At 66.8% G+C, this 15457-nt stretch carries 14 protein-coding genes; 6 read left to right on the plus strand and 8 right to left on the minus strand.

Going from position 1 to position 15457, the window contains the following annotated elements; translation table 11 throughout:
- The first annotated feature begins 63 nt into the window (after window positions 1–63).
- Window positions 64–2949, plus strand: coding sequence for an EAL domain-containing protein (locus Q1L50_RS15770; protein WP_300340408.1), 2886 nt, complete (start codon window positions 64–66; stop codon window positions 2947–2949).
- A gap of 92 nt (window positions 2950–3041) precedes the next feature.
- Here Q1L50_RS15770 and greB read toward each other — a convergent pair whose 3' ends face one another.
- Entirely contained in the window at window positions 3042–3620 is a 579-nt protein-coding gene (gene greB, locus Q1L50_RS15775; RefSeq protein ID WP_300340411.1) for a transcription elongation factor GreB, read from the minus strand.
- A 94-nt stretch (window positions 3621–3714) separates the two neighbouring features.
- Window positions 3715–4035, minus strand: coding sequence for a hypothetical protein (locus Q1L50_RS15780; protein WP_300340414.1), 321 nt, complete (start codon window positions 4033–4035; stop codon window positions 3715–3717).
- A gap of 67 nt (window positions 4036–4102) precedes the next feature.
- Here Q1L50_RS15780 and Q1L50_RS15785 point away from each other — a divergent pair, with 67 nt between their 5' ends.
- The 4 genes from Q1L50_RS15785 to Q1L50_RS15800 all read left to right on the plus strand — a co-directional run bounded on the left by Q1L50_RS15785 (window position 4103) and on the right by Q1L50_RS15800 (window position 6421).
- A complete protein-coding gene (locus Q1L50_RS15785) occupies window positions 4103–4804 on the plus strand; it encodes an AzlC family ABC transporter permease (protein ID WP_300340415.1) in 702 nt (233 codons plus the stop codon).
- Window positions 4801–5151, plus strand: a complete 351-nt coding sequence (locus tag Q1L50_RS15790) for an AzlD domain-containing protein (RefSeq protein WP_300340418.1) — start codon at window positions 4801–4803, stop codon at window positions 5149–5151. Before Q1L50_RS15785 ends, Q1L50_RS15790 begins: the two co-directional genes overlap by 4 nt.
- A gap of 36 nt (window positions 5152–5187) precedes the next feature.
- Window positions 5188–5394 carry a DUF465 domain-containing protein gene (locus Q1L50_RS15795; protein ID WP_300340451.1) on the plus strand — a complete coding sequence of 69 codons (207 nt, stop codon included), beginning with the start codon at window positions 5188–5190 and terminating at the stop codon, window positions 5392–5394.
- Window positions 5395–5515: 121 nt separating this feature from the next.
- On the plus strand, window positions 5516–6421 hold the full coding sequence (locus Q1L50_RS15800; RefSeq protein ID WP_300340420.1) for an alpha/beta hydrolase: 906 nt from the start codon (window positions 5516–5518) through the stop codon (window positions 6419–6421).
- Here the strand turns inward: Q1L50_RS15800 and Q1L50_RS15805 are convergent.
- The 6 genes from Q1L50_RS15805 to Q1L50_RS15830 are packed head-to-tail and all read right to left on the minus strand — an operon-like array spanning window position 6321 to window position 14588.
- A complete protein-coding gene (locus Q1L50_RS15805) occupies window positions 6321–7262 on the minus strand; it encodes a DMT family transporter (protein ID WP_300340422.1) in 942 nt (313 codons plus the stop codon). The genes Q1L50_RS15800 and Q1L50_RS15805 overlap by 101 nt on opposite strands.
- A 54-nt stretch (window positions 7263–7316) precedes the next feature.
- Window positions 7317–8126 (minus strand): endonuclease/exonuclease/phosphatase family protein, encoded by an 810-nt coding sequence (locus Q1L50_RS15810; protein ID WP_300340425.1) that lies wholly within the window; start codon window positions 8124–8126, stop codon window positions 7317–7319.
- Window positions 8127–8160: 34 nt separating this feature from the next.
- Window positions 8161–9624: a hypothetical protein gene (locus tag Q1L50_RS15815; protein WP_300340427.1), complete on the minus strand. Its 1464-nt coding sequence runs from the start codon at window positions 9622–9624 to the stop codon at window positions 8161–8163.
- Window positions 9624–10286 (minus strand): SRPBCC family protein, encoded by a 663-nt coding sequence (locus Q1L50_RS15820; protein ID WP_300340429.1) that lies wholly within the window; start codon window positions 10284–10286, stop codon window positions 9624–9626. The genes Q1L50_RS15815 and Q1L50_RS15820 overlap by 1 nt, the downstream gene beginning before the upstream one ends.
- Window positions 10279–13419 carry an efflux RND transporter permease subunit gene (locus tag Q1L50_RS15825; protein ID WP_300340432.1) on the minus strand — a complete coding sequence of 1047 codons (3141 nt, stop codon included), beginning with the start codon at window positions 13417–13419 and terminating at the stop codon, window positions 10279–10281. Before Q1L50_RS15825 ends, Q1L50_RS15820 begins: the two co-directional genes overlap by 8 nt.
- A gap of 29 nt (window positions 13420–13448) precedes the next feature.
- A complete protein-coding gene (locus Q1L50_RS15830; protein ID WP_300340435.1) occupies window positions 13449–14588 on the minus strand; it encodes an efflux RND transporter periplasmic adaptor subunit in 1140 nt (379 codons plus the stop codon).
- A gap of 306 nt (window positions 14589–14894) precedes the next feature.
- Between Q1L50_RS15830 and Q1L50_RS15835 the strand changes: the two genes are divergently transcribed.
- Window positions 14895–15188 (plus strand): hypothetical protein, encoded by a 294-nt coding sequence (locus Q1L50_RS15835; RefSeq protein ID WP_300340438.1) that lies wholly within the window; start codon window positions 14895–14897, stop codon window positions 15186–15188.
- Window positions 15189–15457: the final 269 nt, after the last annotated feature.

Raw genomic sequence — 15457 nt, forward strand, 5'->3', positions numbered from 1 at the left:
AGGTTCCAGGCGACTCCGGCGACAGGGAGCGTGGATGCCGACAAACTACGGATGACGCGTGTGATGACCAAGCGGCTTTTCAAAGGTCTGGTGCTCCTGGTACTGATCGCCCTGATGCTTCCGGGCGCCTCGCCGAAGACCAATATCTTCTCGGCGGGATTGACCCCTTTGTGGGATGCGCCGCAGGGTCCCGGCCGGTCGAACGAGGCGAGCCGCTGGCTGACCCAGATCCGCGACTCGGTGTCGCTGCCGCGCGCGGGTTGCGCGACGCTGGAGTTGCCGGACCTGTCCCTGACCAAGCCAGCCCGCGCCTTCCAGATCAAGGTCGCGCGCGACCAGTTCCGGTCCGGATCGCCGATCATCTACCTGCAGGAACCGATCGCCGAGTTCTTCATAGTCATCGCCACCGATGTCAATGGCTGCCCCTGGTTGTCCATTTCCGGTCGCGGCTTGCCGTTCGCCCACCGCGACATCGTCAGCCCGTTTCCTTATGCGCGTCTTCCCGCGTTGGCCGAAGGCGCGCCAATCACGGCGATCGTCCAGGACTACAAGGCCATTCGTCCGTGGATCATGCTCGCCAGCGAGACCAGCTTCGTGCGCGACAACACCGTGCTGTGGGTCGGCCTGGGAGGCTACAGCGGCATTCTGCTGATGATGATCATCGTCGCCATCGGCTTCGACGCCTACGCCGGCAGCCGGGTCGCATTGGCCTACGCCTTCTATTGTTTCGCGCTGCAGGTCTGGCTGGTGCAGAATTTCGGCATCGGCTCCGCTTTCGTTCCGTTCTGGCCTGGCCCGCACTACTTTCCGATCCTGCAGGCGGTCTCGGTGGCGGGCGTGGTGCTCGGTATCGGCTTCGCGGTGCTGGAGTTCCTGCAGCTTCGCGGGCGGGTGCGCGCGGCAATTGGCGGCTTTGTCGTGCTCAGCGCGTTCTTCTTCCTCGCTTCGGCCTGGCAGCCCGCCGGTTACCGTGCCGGCGCAGCCGTTCTCTTCGTCCTTGCGCTGGCCACCATCGTGCTGCTCGTCAAGGGCGTTTTCAGGGGCGATACCTCGATCAGGCTGTTCACCCTGGGGCTGGGCGCGACCATGGTCGGCGGCGGGGTGCAGGCTTTTTCGGTAATCGGTAGCGGCGTCGAGGTCAGCCGCATGGCGGCATTCGCCTTTCCGATCGGCAGCCTGTTGCAGGCCGCTTTCTGGCTCGCGGCACTGATCATCCGGCTGCGCAGCGAGCATCGCGAATTGCACGAACTCGAAGGAAAACAGGCGGCGATCATGTGGGCGACACCGGACTTGATCCTGGTCATCGATCGGCAAGGAATCTGCCTCGACTACAAACAGCCTTACGCTACCCGATTCTTCGTCGCCGAAGGAGATCTGCTCGGCAAGAACGTCTCCGCCGTTCTGCCGGCCGACACGGCAAGCACCATCCAGCAGGGTATCGAGGACGCGCTGCTGCGTGGCGATCTGCAATCGGTGTTCGTCGAGCTGCCGGTGGATGGCAGCATCCACCACTACGAGGCGCGCATCGCGCCAAACGGACCCAACAGGGTGGTCATCGTGGTGCGCGACATCACGCTCCAGAAGCACAACGAGGAAAAAATCCGTCGCCTGGCCTATTTCGACACGCTGACCGGCTTGCCGAACCGCCAGAGCTTTCTCGAGCGCCTCGACCGCGAATTGCTGCGTGCGCGGCGGACGAATCGGGGCATGGCGCTGCTGTTTCTCGATCTCGACGGCTTCAAGCGCATCAACGACACGCTTGGGCACAGTGCCGGCGACGCCCTGCTGCAGACAGTCGCCGACCGCCTGCAGGGACAACTGCGCGCCGGTGCCTTCATTGCCCGGCCGGCACTCGACGAATCAGGCCTGCATTTCGCACGCCTTGGCGGTGACGAGTTCACCGTCGTCCTGCCCGATGTCGACACCGCCGAGACCGCCTGCATGGTCGCACAGCGGATCCAGACGGTGCTTGGACGACCGGCTCTGATCGGCGAACAGGAGATCACGATAACGTCGAGTATCGGCATCGCGCTTTTCCCCGACGACGGCGACGACGCCGCGATGCTGCTCAAGCACGCGGATACCGCGATGTACTACGCCAAGGAGCAGGGGCGCAATAACTGGCAGCTGTACGAGCGCACTCTGACCGCCCGGACGACGGCGCGGCTGGCCCTTGAGGGCGATATTCGCAAGGGCCTCGAACGGGGCGAATTTCGTCTGTTCTACCAGCCGCAGGTAAGCGCCAACGATGGTGCGGTGGTCGGCATCGAGGCGCTGATTCGCTGGCAGCACCCGCAACGGGGCTTGGTGTCGCCGGGAGGGTTCATCGCCGTTGCGGAAGAAAGCGGCCTGATCGTGCCGATCGGCGAATGGGTGCTAAATGCCGCCTGCAGTCAGGTGCGGCAATGGCAGCGCGGCGGCATCTCGGTACCGCGGGTGGCGGTGAACGTTTCGGCACGCCAGCTTGGTGCCGCGGATTTCCTGGACAGCGTTGCGGCGATCATCGCCGCCACGGGCATCGCGGCAGAGGTGCTCGAACTCGAGTTGACCGAAAGCATCCTGATGGATCCGGAGGCCAAACGAATCAAGGAGCTGTTTCACCTGCGCGCAATGGGAGTGCACTTCTCGATCGACGACTTCGGCACCGGCTACTCGTCGCTGTCGTACATCAAGCGCTTCCCGATCGGCACCCTGAAGATCGATCAGAGTTTCGTCCACGGCCTGCCGCAGAATGCCGACGATGCAGGGATCACCACGGCGATCATCTCCATGGCCCGCAGCCTCGATCTCGATGTCATTGCGGAAGGCGTGGAAACCAGAGAACAACTCGCCTTTCTGCAGCGTGCGCACTGCCCGAAGCTGCAGGGCTACCTGTTCAGCCGCCCACTGCCGCCAGATGAGATGGAAGCTGTCCTGCGTCGCGGCCGCATCGACCTGCCCGCAAGATGAGATGCAAGCTCTCCTGCGTCGCAGCCGCATCGACCTGCCCGCCAGATTCGCCGGAGAATGAGCCAGACCGCGCACCAGCTGGACCGCCGCACTCAGTCGTCGATTGCCCGATAAGCCACTTCGACGACGTCGACCGTACGGCTGCCCGCCGGACTCTGAAAGCGCACCGTGTCGCCCGCCCGCGCCTTGAGCAAGGCGCGCGCCAATGGCGACACCCAACTGACCCGCCCGCGCGCGAAGTCGGTTTCATCGACGCCGACGATCCGGTAGGTCTGCTCGTTTCCCTGCTCGTCACAGATCGTCACCGTCGCCCCGAAGAACACCTGCTCGGTGCCCGCGCGGCCAGCCGGATCGACGATCTCGGCGAGATCGAGACGTTTGGTCAGGAAACGAATCCGTCGGTCGATCTCGCGCAGCCGCCGCTTGCCGTAGATGTAGTCGGCGTTCTCGGAGCGGTCGCCGTTCGACGCCGCCCACTGGACGACACTGACCAGCTGTGGCCGCTCGACACGCAGCAGTTGCTCGACTTCCGCCCTGATCCGCGCGTGCCCGGCCGGGGTAATGTAGTTGCGCGTCCCCGCCGGCAGCCGGAACGAAGGATCGAGGCCCCTGCCGTGGTCTTCGTCATCCTCGTCGTCAGCCGCCGACTCCATCGTCAATGCCTTGCTCATGCTGCTTCCGCAAAGGGAACTGGCAAACCGGGAAAATCCAAAGCAAACGGCGCAGGTCTGGAAACCTGCGCCGCAATCCAGACCCCGGCAGCGATCAGTAGCCGATATTGAAAGCGGCGATGTCGATGCGCACCGTGTCGCGCCCCAAAGCCAGCGCCGTGTAGCGGGCGAAGCGCGTCGCCCAGTCCTGCCGGTCGACAAAGCGCTGCTCGCCACCGTAGCGCGCGACATGGAGGATCTTGTCGATGATCAGGACCTTGCCCATCGGGTTGCTCGGTTCGCATTCGAGGTCGGCAAACTCCTTGTCAAACCAACGGCGCGCTTCTTCGGGAGACCCTGCAGCCAGTTCGGTATGGGGAAACTTGAACTCATACTCCCTGTCCCGCCCAAACGAAACGATAATGTGATAAACCATCTGCCTCCTCCCGGCGGTATTTCCAAACAACAATTTGACCCCGTATTCTATTCGCAAAAGGCAGCCGATGCGGCAAGTCCCGAACGCGCGCAGCGAGTTTACCACCGGCGCCCGCGCCTTTGTTCCGCTGAGCATGAGCATCATACCTTTTGGCGTCGTTTGTGGCGCAGCGGCGAGCACCGCGGGGATGACGCCGCTGCAGGCGCTGGCCATGAGCTGGGTGATCTTCGCCGGCTCGGCGCAGATCGCCGCCACCCAGCTCTTTGCCGGCGGCGCGCCACTGCTGGTCATTCTCGCCACCGGGGCGATCGTCAACCTGCGCTTCCTGATGTACGGCGCGTCGCTGGCGCAGCACTTCCGCTCGCTCGGCCGCCGCTGGCAAGTGACCATCGCCTACCTGCTGACCGATCAGGCCTATGCGCTGACGGTGGTACACAGCACGCAGCACCCCGAACGGCAGGACCACCTGCACTGGTTCTACCTCGGCCTGGCCGGAGCGACCTGGGCTTCGTGGCAGCTGGCGACGATCGCCGGCATCCTGCTCGGCAGTCTGGTGCCGCCGAGCTGGTCGCTGGATTTCATCGTCCCGCTGACCTTCATCGCGATGGTCGTGCCACTGCTCGGCGACCGCGCGATGAGCCTGGCGGCGGCGGCCGGCGGTCTGGCATCGGTGCTGCTGGTGCTGCCGTTGAAGCTCAACCTGATCGGCGCCGCGCTGATCGGCGTCGCGGTCGGCCTGAGCGCGGAAAAATTGCGGGTGGAAGCGTGAGTACCGTCGGCAGCGGGCCGACCGGCGACTTGTTGGTCTGGTCGATGATCATCGGCATCGGCGCCGCCACCTTCGTCATCCGCCTAGCGCCGATCGCCCTGCTCGCCCACCTCGAACTGCCGCGATGGCTCAAACAGGCCCTGCGTTACGTTCCGCCAGCCGTGATGGCGGCGATCATCGCCCCGCCGTTGTTTTTTGCCGGTGGCGGGCCTACCATGAGCCCAGACCTGCCGCGCGTCGCGGCCGCCACGTTGGCGGCGCTGATCGCGTGGCGAACGCGCAGCACCTTGTGGACGGTCGTTGTCGGCATGCTCGCCCTGTGGGGTCTGCAAGCCGTGCTCGGCTAAGCCACTCACCAACCTACCGATAGGCCCCCGACCATGATGACCGAAGAAGAGATCGCTGCAACGCGCGCCAACCTCGCAGAACTGCACGTCGAGCATCACGACCTCGACCTGGTGATCGATCACCTGCTGCTCAGCCCGCCACCTGACGATCTCCTCATCCGCCGGCTCAAGAAACGCAAGCTGCTGCTCAAGGACCGGATCACCCAGCTCGAGGGAATGCTCGAGCCCGACGTGCAGGCTTGAGTGTTGCGGAACGTTCGACGCAAGCCTGGAGCGCGTCCGCACGCGACGCCGGAAGCCAGAATACCAAGCCACGGCAAATGGAACGGCCAACGCCTCGCCGAACGCCCCCGGGGAGAGCCGCATGCAACTGACCGTCAGCGGTCGCCGCTGCCAGATCGCCACCGGCGGACGCCCCTTCGAACCGGCCGGATCGGCCTGGCCGCCGCTGCTGCTGGTGCACGGCGCCGCCAACGACCGTGACTGCTGGCTGCAGGTCGCCGGCGCTCTGACCGCGGCCGGCTGCGCCGTGCTCGCGCCCGACCTGCCCGGGCACGGCCTGTCGGACGGTCCGGCCTTGCGCAGCATCGAGGAGATCGCCGACTGGCTGCCGGCGCTGCTCGACGCCGCCGCGGTCAGCGACGCCGTGCTGGTCGGGCATTCGATGGGTTCGCTGGTCGCCCTCGAGTGCGCTGCGCGCCATCCGCAACGCGTCAGGCGGCTGGCGCTGCTTGGCAGCTCGGCGCCGATGCCGGTCGCCGAGGCCCTGCTCGGACGCGCGGCGAGGCACCCGGACAGCGTCTGTCGGTTGATCACCGAGTACTCGCACACGCCGCAGTTCCTGCTCACCGGCGGTAGCGGGCACGGTGTCTGGGGAGCGGGCGCGACGCTGGCGATCATGCGCCGCAGCCCGCCTGGCGTGCTGGCCACCGACCTCGCCAACTGCAACGACTATCTGCATGGTCTCGAAGCGGCGGCACAGGTGTCGTGCCCGACCCTGCTGCTGGTCGGGCGCCGCGACCGGATGACGCCGCGCCGCAACCTGCCGCCGCTGCAATCGGCGTTGCGCCAGGTCGTTCGCTCCGAGATCGCGGACTGCGGGCACGCGATGATGAACGAGCGGCCACAAGCGATCGTCGCCGAACTGCTGGCCTTTGTCGCCGCGCCGGCTACAGCGGCGGCGTCAGCGACGCCGGCCCCCGCAGTCGCTGGCCCCCCCGGCCCTTTTCCTCTCCCGAACGCGCCAGGACGATCACCGCGGCAAGGATGATCGCGCCGCCGAAGCCCTGCCAGGGACCGATCGCCTCTCCGAGGAACACCGCCGCCAGCAGTACGGTCACCACCGGTTCGAGGGTCGACAGCGTCGCCGCGTCGGCGGCACCCAGCCGCGCCATGCCGGCGAAGAAGGCGATGATCGCCACCACCGTCGACAACAGCGCGATGCTGCCGACGGCCGCCCAGGCCCCGGTCGACACCGGCCAGGCCGGCCCGCGCCAGAGCACGACCAGCCCGAAGACCAACGCCGCGGCGAGCATGATCACCGTCGCCGAGGGGATCGCGCCGCTCAGCGGTGTCACCCGCTCGCCGACCAGGATATAGACCGAGTAGATCAGCGCCGCACCGACACCGAGCAGAATACCGAGCGCACTGCCGGCAAGGCTGCCGCCGACGGCCAGCCCGGTACCGAGCAGGGCAGCAGCCACCGCCAGCAGCCGCAGCGGCGACAATCGCCGTCGTGTCAGCAGCGCCGACAGGACCGTGACGATCGCCGGATAAAGGTACAGCAGCAGCGCGGTCAGCCCGGCCGACGCGTACTGCAGTGCGGCAAAATAGCAGAACGACTCGCCTACGTAGCCGATCGCCCCCATCGCCGCCAGCAACAACAGCTGCCGTCCCCGCGGCCAGGCGATACCGCGAAGCTGCATCAGCAGCGCCATCGCCCCACCGGCCAGCGCGAAGCGCAGGAACAGCATGCTCGGCAGGTCGACGCCGTCGGCGTAGGCCAGTTTGGCGAAAATCGGCATCGCCCCGAAACCCGCCGCCGAAGCGACGATGCAGCCGACACCGACGAGGCGCCGGCGGGCCGCGGGATCAGCGATGACGGTCACCATCGGCAGTCACCATCGGAGCCGGCGGGCGCAGCCGCGTTGCCGGCGGCGCCCGGCTCACAGTTCAAGCTCGGCAATCAGCGGTGCGTGATCCGAGCAGCGCGCCCAGGCCAGGCCGTTGGGAACGTGCATGTCGAGCACCTGGAAACCGCGCACGTAGATGCGGTCGAGCGTCAGCCACGGCGCGAAGCTGGGGAAGGTGCGCGAGACGCCGGCGCGCGGGTCCTTGGCGGTGCGCCACGAGAGCAGCCACTGCAGCATGCCTGGTGTTTGCGGCACCGCCCTGGCGGCGACCGCCACTTCCTCGACGCCCAGGCGGTCGCGCAGCAGCCCATCGACCCGCTGCTGCCAGTCATTGAAATCGCCGGCGATGATCAGCGGCGCGCCGGCTGGGACTTCGCGCAGCACCAGATCGGCGAGAAAGGTCGCCTGGCGAAGGCGGCTGCGCTTGATCAGGCCGAAGTGCAGGCAGATCAGGTGCACGTCCTTGCCCCGGCCGCGGCCAAAGCGCATCACCGCGTGCAGCAAACCGCGCTTTTCAAGCACGTGGTCGGAGATGTCGTGGTTGACGAAGTTAACGATGCGGTGGCGCGAGAGAATGGCGTTGCCATGATGACCGTGCGGATAGACCGCGTTCATGCCGTAGGCGCGGTGCGCGTAGGCGCCGAAGGACAGGAACTCGAGCTGGGTGCCCAGCGGCTGGTCGGGGTGGTGCGCGAGCCGCTCGTTGCGGTCCTGCACTTCCTGGAGGAAAACGATGTCGGCGTCGATCGCCTGCAGCGCCTGCCGGACGTCGTGGATCCGCGGCCGCCCGCGAATGCCGGTGACGCCCTTGTGAATGTTGTAGGTGGCAACCCTGAGCTTCATGGCTGGGCCTGTGAGCTACCGTCTCGATCGTGCGTCACGGCAGGCGTTCAAAATAGCGATCGATCAGTGTCGGATCGTCGAAATGACGCCGCCCGACGAAAGCCGTCGCGTGGCGTCCCCATTGTCGCATCTGGCCGGGGCTGGCGATACCCATCGGCCAGAAGAAGAAGCGTTCGAGCCGCTCGCTGCCGGCGATCAGTCCGTCAGCATCGAAGGCGCTGCGCGACCCGCCGTCGGGTAGCGGCAGCATGCGCAACTGGTCGTCGTCGCGCAGCGCCATGACGACACCGACCCCGCCGTTTGCGTCCGCGCGCTCGACGGCGACCCGCTGCAGGTAATGCGTTCGTGCCGCCAGCCAGAGCACGACGCGTTCATTGTCCGCTGGCGAACGTACGCTGGCGGGCGCGAACAGACCTTCGTCGATCGACTCGGGCTGCGGCCTCGCCCGCACCCGCTCGGTCGGGAAAAAGAGGTGATAGCAACCGCAGGGGTGAATGCTGTCGTAGAGCAGTGCCGCTCCGTCCTCGGTCAGCGTGACGCGCCACAGCAGGCCGTCGAGGCGTCCGGCGAGGACGTCGAAAGCGTGCGCTGGCGGCCGCGCCGGGAACCAGGCGGTGTACACCAGTTGCAGCAGCCAGCGGCCAGCGATCCGGGTGTGCGCGGCGCGCACGTAGAGCAGCGCTTGGTCAACGGCGACGCCGATCCGGAGCGCGTCGCCGTCGCGCTGCCAGACCAGCGCACCGGGGCGATCGTTGTCGTCGGCGGTCGCGATCGCCAGGCGCGGCGCGTGGCGAACGATCAGCTCGGCCAGTTCCTCTTGCGCAATCGCTGGCAGCCCGAGCAGCGGTGCGACCGGCAAGCTCGGCACCGCGTCCAGTCGGGCGGCCGGGCGATAGGGAAGGCGCGGCAGGCTGCCCGGAGCGCTGGCCGGGGCGGCGCCGGCAAACTCGGCGAGCGTCTCGCGCTGCCAGCGGCGGATTCCGGTGGCGAACGGATAGCGCGTCAGCGCGTACAGGCCGACGATGCGCTCGGCGGTCGAGTAATCGTCGGGGACCTGCGCGGCTTCCAGCAGGGCCGCCAGACGACGCTGGTCGGCGCGCGCCAGGACATCCCGGCAGGCGGCAAGCGCATCGGCTGCGGCGGCGGTGTCGCCACCGGCGTTACGCAGCTCAATGCGCCGCGCGCCATCGTCCAGCGCGGCCAGCGCCGACATCCACTCGCCAGCGCGCTGCGGGTCCTTGGCTACCGCCGCGGTACTGGCCAGCAGCGCCAGCGACCGGTCGACGCGCAGGTAGGGAAAACCGGCAACGCGCGGCGCCTGGGCGTCGCGCGTGCCAGCCGCTTCGATCGTCGCGTCGCTGGCCTTGAACAGACGCGCACAATCGCCGAGCGCGTCGTCATGCTGCAGAAGCTGTGCCACCGGTTGCTGCCGGTAGGGGTCGATGCTGACGCAGCCGACCAGCACGCAGCCGCTCAGGGCAATGCCGAGGGCGCGCATCAGCCGGCGGCCGCGGCCGCCTGCCGGCGGGCGATCTCGCGCAACATCGCCTCGAACTGCTCGCGCATCGTGCGGCGCACCGCGCCGACGCCGAACAGCGAGCCGATCAGCGGCGGCAGTGGCCGCGCCAGCGCGAAGCGCGCGTCGTAATCCAGGCGCACGCCGGCGCGCTCCGGCAGAAGGATCGGGGTCAGGCTGTAGCGGCCGGTGAAGCTGCGCAGGGTCGCCTCCTCGCTAGCCGCCGAGCTGGCGGCCAGGGTCGCCAGGACGGTGCTGTAGGGCGTGTGCCGGACCAGCAGACGAAGCTGCACCGGCAGCTCGACGAACAGCACGGAGAACACGCCCACCTGCTCGATGGTCAGCAGATTGCCAGTACGGTCCAGCACCCGGGCGCGGGTCACGCCGGGGACGAATTCGCGCAAGCGCTGGTAGTCGGTCAGCGTTCCCCAGACCAGTTCCTGGTCGGCGGCGACCTGGGCGCTGGCATGCACCACATAGGTCTCGTCATCGAGCGCCACGTCGATCGTAACGGCCGTCGTGGTGTCGATAGCAGGTGTCGCCGCCAGACCGGCGCCAAAAGCCAGCCCCAGCATGGCGAGCAGCAGCCAGCCCCGACGGCGGTCAGAGCAAGGCGCCGCCAGGCTGCGTGCGGGATCACTCATGCTCGTCCGCGGAGCGGCCGTCGCCCGCCGACGCCAGGCCAGCTGCGGTCGCCTTCCCGGCCTGCCCCCGCGCCGCCAGCCACTCGCTGCAACGGTCGAGGTAGAGGTAGATCACCGGTGTGAAGTAGAGCGTCAGGAACTGCGAGAAGAGCAGGCCACCGACCACCGCCAGGCCGAGCGACTGCCGGCTGGCGCCGCTGGCGCCGAAGCCGATGGCGATCGGCAGGGTGCCGAGGAGCGCTGCCATGGTGGTCATCATGATCGGCCGGAAGCGCACCAGGCACGCCTCGTGGATCGCTTCGCGCGGCGGCCTGGCGTGCCGTCGCCGGGCCTCGATGGCAAAGTCGATCATCATGATCGCGTTCTTCTTGACGATGCCGACCAGCATGATGATCCCGACGTAGCCGTACATGTCGAGTTCGCGCCCGAACAGCGTCAGCGTCACCAGCGCGCCAAGCCCGGCGGTCGGCAAGCCCGAAAGGATGGTCAGCGGGTGGACGGTGCTTTCGTAGAGAATGCCGAGAACGATGTAGATCACGAACACGGCCATCACCAGCAGCATGCCCATGCCGGCCAGCGACGCCTGGAAGGCCTGCGCCGCGCCCTGGAAGCTGCCGAGCAGCGTTTCCGGAACGCCCAGCATCGCCTGCAGCGCGCGCACCTCGGCGATGGCGGTGGACAAGGACACCCCCGGTGCGAGGTTGAACGAGAGGGTGACCGCCGGCACCTGTCCCTGGTGGTTGATGGTCAGCGGCGCGACGCCGGTGCTGGAGCGGGTAACCGCGTTGAGCGGCACCAGCGCGCCGGTGCTCGAACGAACGTGGAGCATGGCCAGCGCCGCCGGGTCGGTCTGGAACTTCGGCTCGACCTCGAGGATCACCCAGTAGGCGTTGGTCGGCGTGTAGATGGTCGACACCTGGCGCTGGCCGTAGGCGCTGTACAGCGCATCCTCGATCTGCGCCGGCGTCACCCCGAGCGCCGCGGCCCTGTCACGATCGATCTCGACCGCCACCTTGGGCGTCCGGATCTGCAGATCGCTGGAAACATCCTGCAGCCCGGGCAACGTTCGCAGCTTCTCCTCGAGGATCGGCGCCCAGTGATGGAGTTGGTCGAGGTCGGCGTCCTGCAGCGTGTACTGATAGAGGCTCTTGGTCAGCCGGCCACCGATCCGGATCGTCGGCACGCTCTGCAGGAAGACCTTCATTCCCGGCACCGCGGTCAGTTGCGGTCGCAACTCCTGGATGATCTGCTCGGGACTGGCGCGCTCGCCGTACGGCTTGAGGACGATCAGCATGCGGCCGAGGTTGAGCGTCTGCGAGAAGCCCGAGGTCCCGATGAAGGACATCACGGTGGCGACGTTGGGATTCGCCTGCACCAGGCGCGCGACCTGTCGTTGCTTGTCCATCATCGCCTCGAAGGAAACGTCCTGCGCGGCCTCGGTGAAAGCGAAGATCTGTCCGATGTCGTCGCTGGGCAGAAAGCCCTTGGGGGTGTTGTTGAACATCACGGCGGTGGCCGCGATCACCAGCAGGAAGGCCAGCATGGTCGCCCGTGGTCGGGCCAGCACCCACCCCAGGCTGCGCTGGTAGCCGCGCCGCCAGGCTTCGAAAAAGCGCTCGGAGAGCTGGTACAGGCGGCCGTGCCGGTGGTGATCGGTGGGCTTGAGCAGGCGGGCGGCGAGCAATGGCGTCAGGGTCAGCGAGACGAAACCGGAAACCAGCACGGCGACCATGATGGTCACCGCGAACTCGTGCAGCAGCCGGCCGAGAATGCCGCCCATGAACAGGATCGGGATGAACACCGCGACCAGTGACACGGTCATGCTCAACACCGTGAAGCCGATTTCGTCGGTCCCGCTGAGCGCCGCCTCAAGCGGCGTCTCGCCCATCTCCATGTGGCGGGTGATGTTCTCCAGTACGACGATGGCGTCGTCGACCACCAGACCGACGCACAGCGTCAGCGCCATCAGCGAGATGTTGTCGAGGCTGAAATCCATCAGGTACATCACCGAGAAGGTGCCGATGATCGACATCGGCAATGCCAGGCTGGGAATCAGCGTCGCCGAGACGTTGCGCAGGAACACGAAGATGACCATGATCACCAGCGCCAGCGCCAGCAGCAGGGTGAACTTGACGTCGGCGACCGACGCACGGATCGACTGTGAGCGGTCGTACATGACGTCGATCTTGATGCCGGTCGGTGCCTGCTCGCGGAACGACGGCAGCAGCGCCCGGATGGCATCGACCAGCTCGACGGTATTGGTCCCCGGCTGCCGCTGGATGGCCAGGATGATCGTCCGTTCGTCCTTGTACCAGGCCGCGTACTTGTCGTTCTCGACGCCATCGATGACCCGTCCCAGCGCGCTCAGGCGCACCGGCGCGCCATTGCGGTAGGCGACAATCAGCGGCCGGTAGGCGGCAGCGTCCTTGAGCTGGCCGCCGGCCTCGACCGAAAACGCGCGCTGGGCACCGTACAGCGTGCCGGTCGGCTTGTTGACGTTATGGCTGGCGATCGCCTGCTGCACTTCGTCGATGCCGATGCCGCGCGCCGCCAGCAGGTTCGGGTCGAGCTGCACCCGCACCGCATACTTCTGGCTGCCGAAGACCTGCACCTGTGCGACCCCGGCGATCGTCGACAGGCGCTGCGCGATGCGCGTCTGGGCGTACTCGTCGACCGCCGAGAGCGGCATCGTCTCGGAGCGGGCGACCAGGTAGAAAACCGCCGCATCGGCCGGGTTGACCTTGCGGAACGCTGGCGGGTTGGTCATCTCCGGCGGCAGCTGCCGCAAGGCCGTCGAGATCGCCGACTGCACGTCCTGCGCAGCGGCGTCGATGTTGCGATTCAACGCAAACTGCAGGGTAATCGAAGTCGTTCCCACGGCACTGGTCGAGGTCATCGACTCGAGCGCGGGAATCGTCGAAAACTGCTTCTCGAGCGGCGTCGCGACGGCGGCGGCGACCGTCTCGGCGTTGGCGCCGGGCAGGTTGGCGCTGACCGTGATGGTAGGAAAATCGACGTTCGGCAGATCGGAAACCGGCAGCAGGCGGTAGGCGATCAGGCCGAAGACCAGAATCGACAGCATCACCAGCCCGGTCATCACCGGGCGATAGATGAAGGGGCGCGAGATGTTCATGCAAGGCTCATGACGGCTGCGCGATCACTTCACGACCCTTGCCGGGTGGCGTCCCGGACCAGCACCGGGCTGCCCGGGACCAGTCGCGACTGGCCATCGACGACCACCTGTTCGCCCTCGGCCAGGCCGCTGGCCAGCACCGCTTCAGCGCCGGCCGTGCGCGCCACCTCGACTTCGCGCCGCTGCGCCTTGCCCTCGGCGTCGACGACGAAAACATAGCTCCCCTTGGGGCCGGTCTGCACCGCATCCACCGGAACGACCAGCGCACCCGCCTGCTCGCCGAGGGCGAGCACGGTACGCACGAACTGCCCCGGCCACAGCCCGGTGTCGCGGTTGGCAACGCTGGCGCGCAGCTTGACGGTGCCGGTGGCCGGGTCCACCGCGTTATCGACGAAGGCCAGCGTGCCACTGGTCTGTACCGCCTGCCCGTCGGCGTCGCTGCCGACGACGGTGACCACCGCTGCCCCGGCACTCCGTACCTGCGCCAGGTATTGTTCGGGCACCGAGAAGTTGACGAAAATCGGTGTCAACTGCTTGATCACGACCAGCGCTTCGCTGTCGTTGGCCTTCACCAGATTGCCCTGCTGAATCAGGATCCGCCCGGCGCGCCCGACGATCGGCGCGCGGATCGTGCAGTACTGGAGCTGCAGCCGGGCGCCGTCGACCGCGGCGCGGTCGGCCTCGACGTTGGCCAGCGCGCTGTCGAGCCGGGTCTTGTACTGCTGATAGCCGTCGGCGGAAATGAAGCGCTGCTGCAACAGGTCCTGGTAGCGCGCATCCTGCGCCCGCGCCTGCGCCAGCAGTGCCAGATCGCTGGCCAGTCTCGCCTCGGCCTGCCTGAGCTGCGCCAGCGCCGGACGGCGATCGATCTCGAACAGCAGCTGTCCGGGTTTGACGTCGTCGCCGTCGGCGAATGCCACCTTGACGATCTGGCCGTCGATACGCGACTTCACCGCCACGCTGGCGATCGCCTCGACATTGCCGATCCCCTCGACGCTCACCGGCACGTTCCTGCGCTGGACGGAGACCAGCACCACCGGAACGTCTTGCTGACTCGCTTTCGCGGCATTGCCGGCAGACGGCGATTGGTCCACGCCACAGCCGCCGAGAACGCTCAGCGACCAGACGAGGACGGCGGTCTGCAGACGGGCGCGGGTATCGATAGCCATCGTTGTCGCGGGGTCGGTAAGGAGCCTGTGAGCATAGCGCTTGCGCAGCGATTGTGCACCAGCCATGGACGGAGTCGCCCACTTCAACCTGCCGCCGGGCCGCCAGCGCGCATGCCACCAATCCGCCCGAGAACGGCCGATCTGCGCTGAACGACGCGTCGGCCCTCGCTGCCTTGCCCTGGGTGCGAGATGCGGCAGCGAAAGCAAGCCGCTTCGGCACTTAATGAACTGGAAATCACGGCTCCTGCGACCTTTTTACCGCAGCACTCGCTGGTTATTCGGGTCAAGAAATAAGTAGAATATCGCTTGAATCGCCACAACCGCACGACTATATTATTTCTATCACTCCGTTTGGCAAGAAAGACTCCCGCGTATTCGCGCCAACTGTCGTGGCTGCCGGTGCTGCGTCGCGAGCCCTCGCAGCGGCACGTTAACCAGCCGTCGCAACACGGCGACGCCAGGAAAATGCAAAGCAAGCGTAAATCCGGTGTAGATAATGGCTTGTTTGCTACGCTCAAAATCGCTGGCACTCTGGCGGACATCGCTCTGCATCGTGACCTTGGCGATATTTTCTGGATGCGCCGCGATGCCAACGCTTGACGAGAAAATAAGTGAGGCAATCCCGATTGAAAGCGATTGCGCGGAGTACGAAATGTTCCTTGCCGACGCCGATAGCGGGGTCTATGTCGTTTCGTGTGGAACGGGCGCTGGTTTTGGCGGTTTGAGTGGGCGGTGATGTCAAGGGCGGGCGCAGCCGAACCCTTTACATCGCTGCCCGCTCGCTTACGCTTCCTCCGGGCCGAGGAAGGCAGTCTGCCGCCCTCGGCATGGAGGACAATAGCGGCCTTTCCTCTCGCGGCCACTTCCTC

Source organism: Accumulibacter sp., assembly GCF_029255145.1.
GTDB lineage: Bacteria > Pseudomonadota > Gammaproteobacteria > Burkholderiales > Rhodocyclaceae > Accumulibacter.

What these genes read in the sequence shown, in the direction of transcription:
- Q1L50_RS15780 (WP_300340414.1), bottom strand. Translation starts at nt 4,035, where the DNA reads ATGGTTTATCACATTATCGTTTCGTTTGGGCGGGACAGGGAGTATGAG.
- Q1L50_RS15795 (WP_300340451.1), top strand. Translation starts at nt 5,188, where the DNA reads ATGACCGAAGAAGAGATCGCTGCAACGCGCGCCAACCTCGCAGAACTG.
- Q1L50_RS15805 (WP_300340422.1), bottom strand. Translation starts at nt 7,262, where the DNA reads ATGGTGACCGTCATCGCTGATCCCGCGGCCCGCCGGCGCCTCGTCGGT.
- Q1L50_RS15830 (WP_300340435.1), bottom strand. Translation starts at nt 14,588, where the DNA reads ATGGCTATCGATACCCGCGCCCGTCTGCAGACCGCCGTCCTCGTCTGG.
- Q1L50_RS15785 (WP_300340415.1), top strand. Translation starts at nt 4,103, where the DNA reads ATGCGGCAAGTCCCGAACGCGCGCAGCGAGTTTACCACCGGCGCCCGC.
- greB (WP_300340411.1), bottom strand. Translation starts at nt 3,620, where the DNA reads ATGAGCAAGGCATTGACGATGGAGTCGGCGGCTGACGACGAGGATGAC.
- Q1L50_RS15810 (WP_300340425.1), bottom strand. Translation starts at nt 8,126, where the DNA reads ATGAAGCTCAGGGTTGCCACCTACAACATTCACAAGGGCGTCACCGGC.
- Q1L50_RS15770 (WP_300340408.1), top strand. Translation starts at nt 64, where the DNA reads ATGACCAAGCGGCTTTTCAAAGGTCTGGTGCTCCTGGTACTGATCGCC.
- Q1L50_RS15800 (WP_300340420.1), top strand. Translation starts at nt 5,516, where the DNA reads ATGCAACTGACCGTCAGCGGTCGCCGCTGCCAGATCGCCACCGGCGGA.
- Q1L50_RS15815 (WP_300340427.1), bottom strand. Translation starts at nt 9,624, where the DNA reads ATGCGCGCCCTCGGCATTGCCCTGAGCGGCTGCGTGCTGGTCGGCTGC.
- Q1L50_RS15825 (WP_300340432.1), bottom strand. Translation starts at nt 13,419, where the DNA reads ATGAACATCTCGCGCCCCTTCATCTATCGCCCGGTGATGACCGGGCTG.
- Q1L50_RS15820 (WP_300340429.1), bottom strand. Translation starts at nt 10,286, where the DNA reads ATGAGTGATCCCGCACGCAGCCTGGCGGCGCCTTGCTCTGACCGCCGT.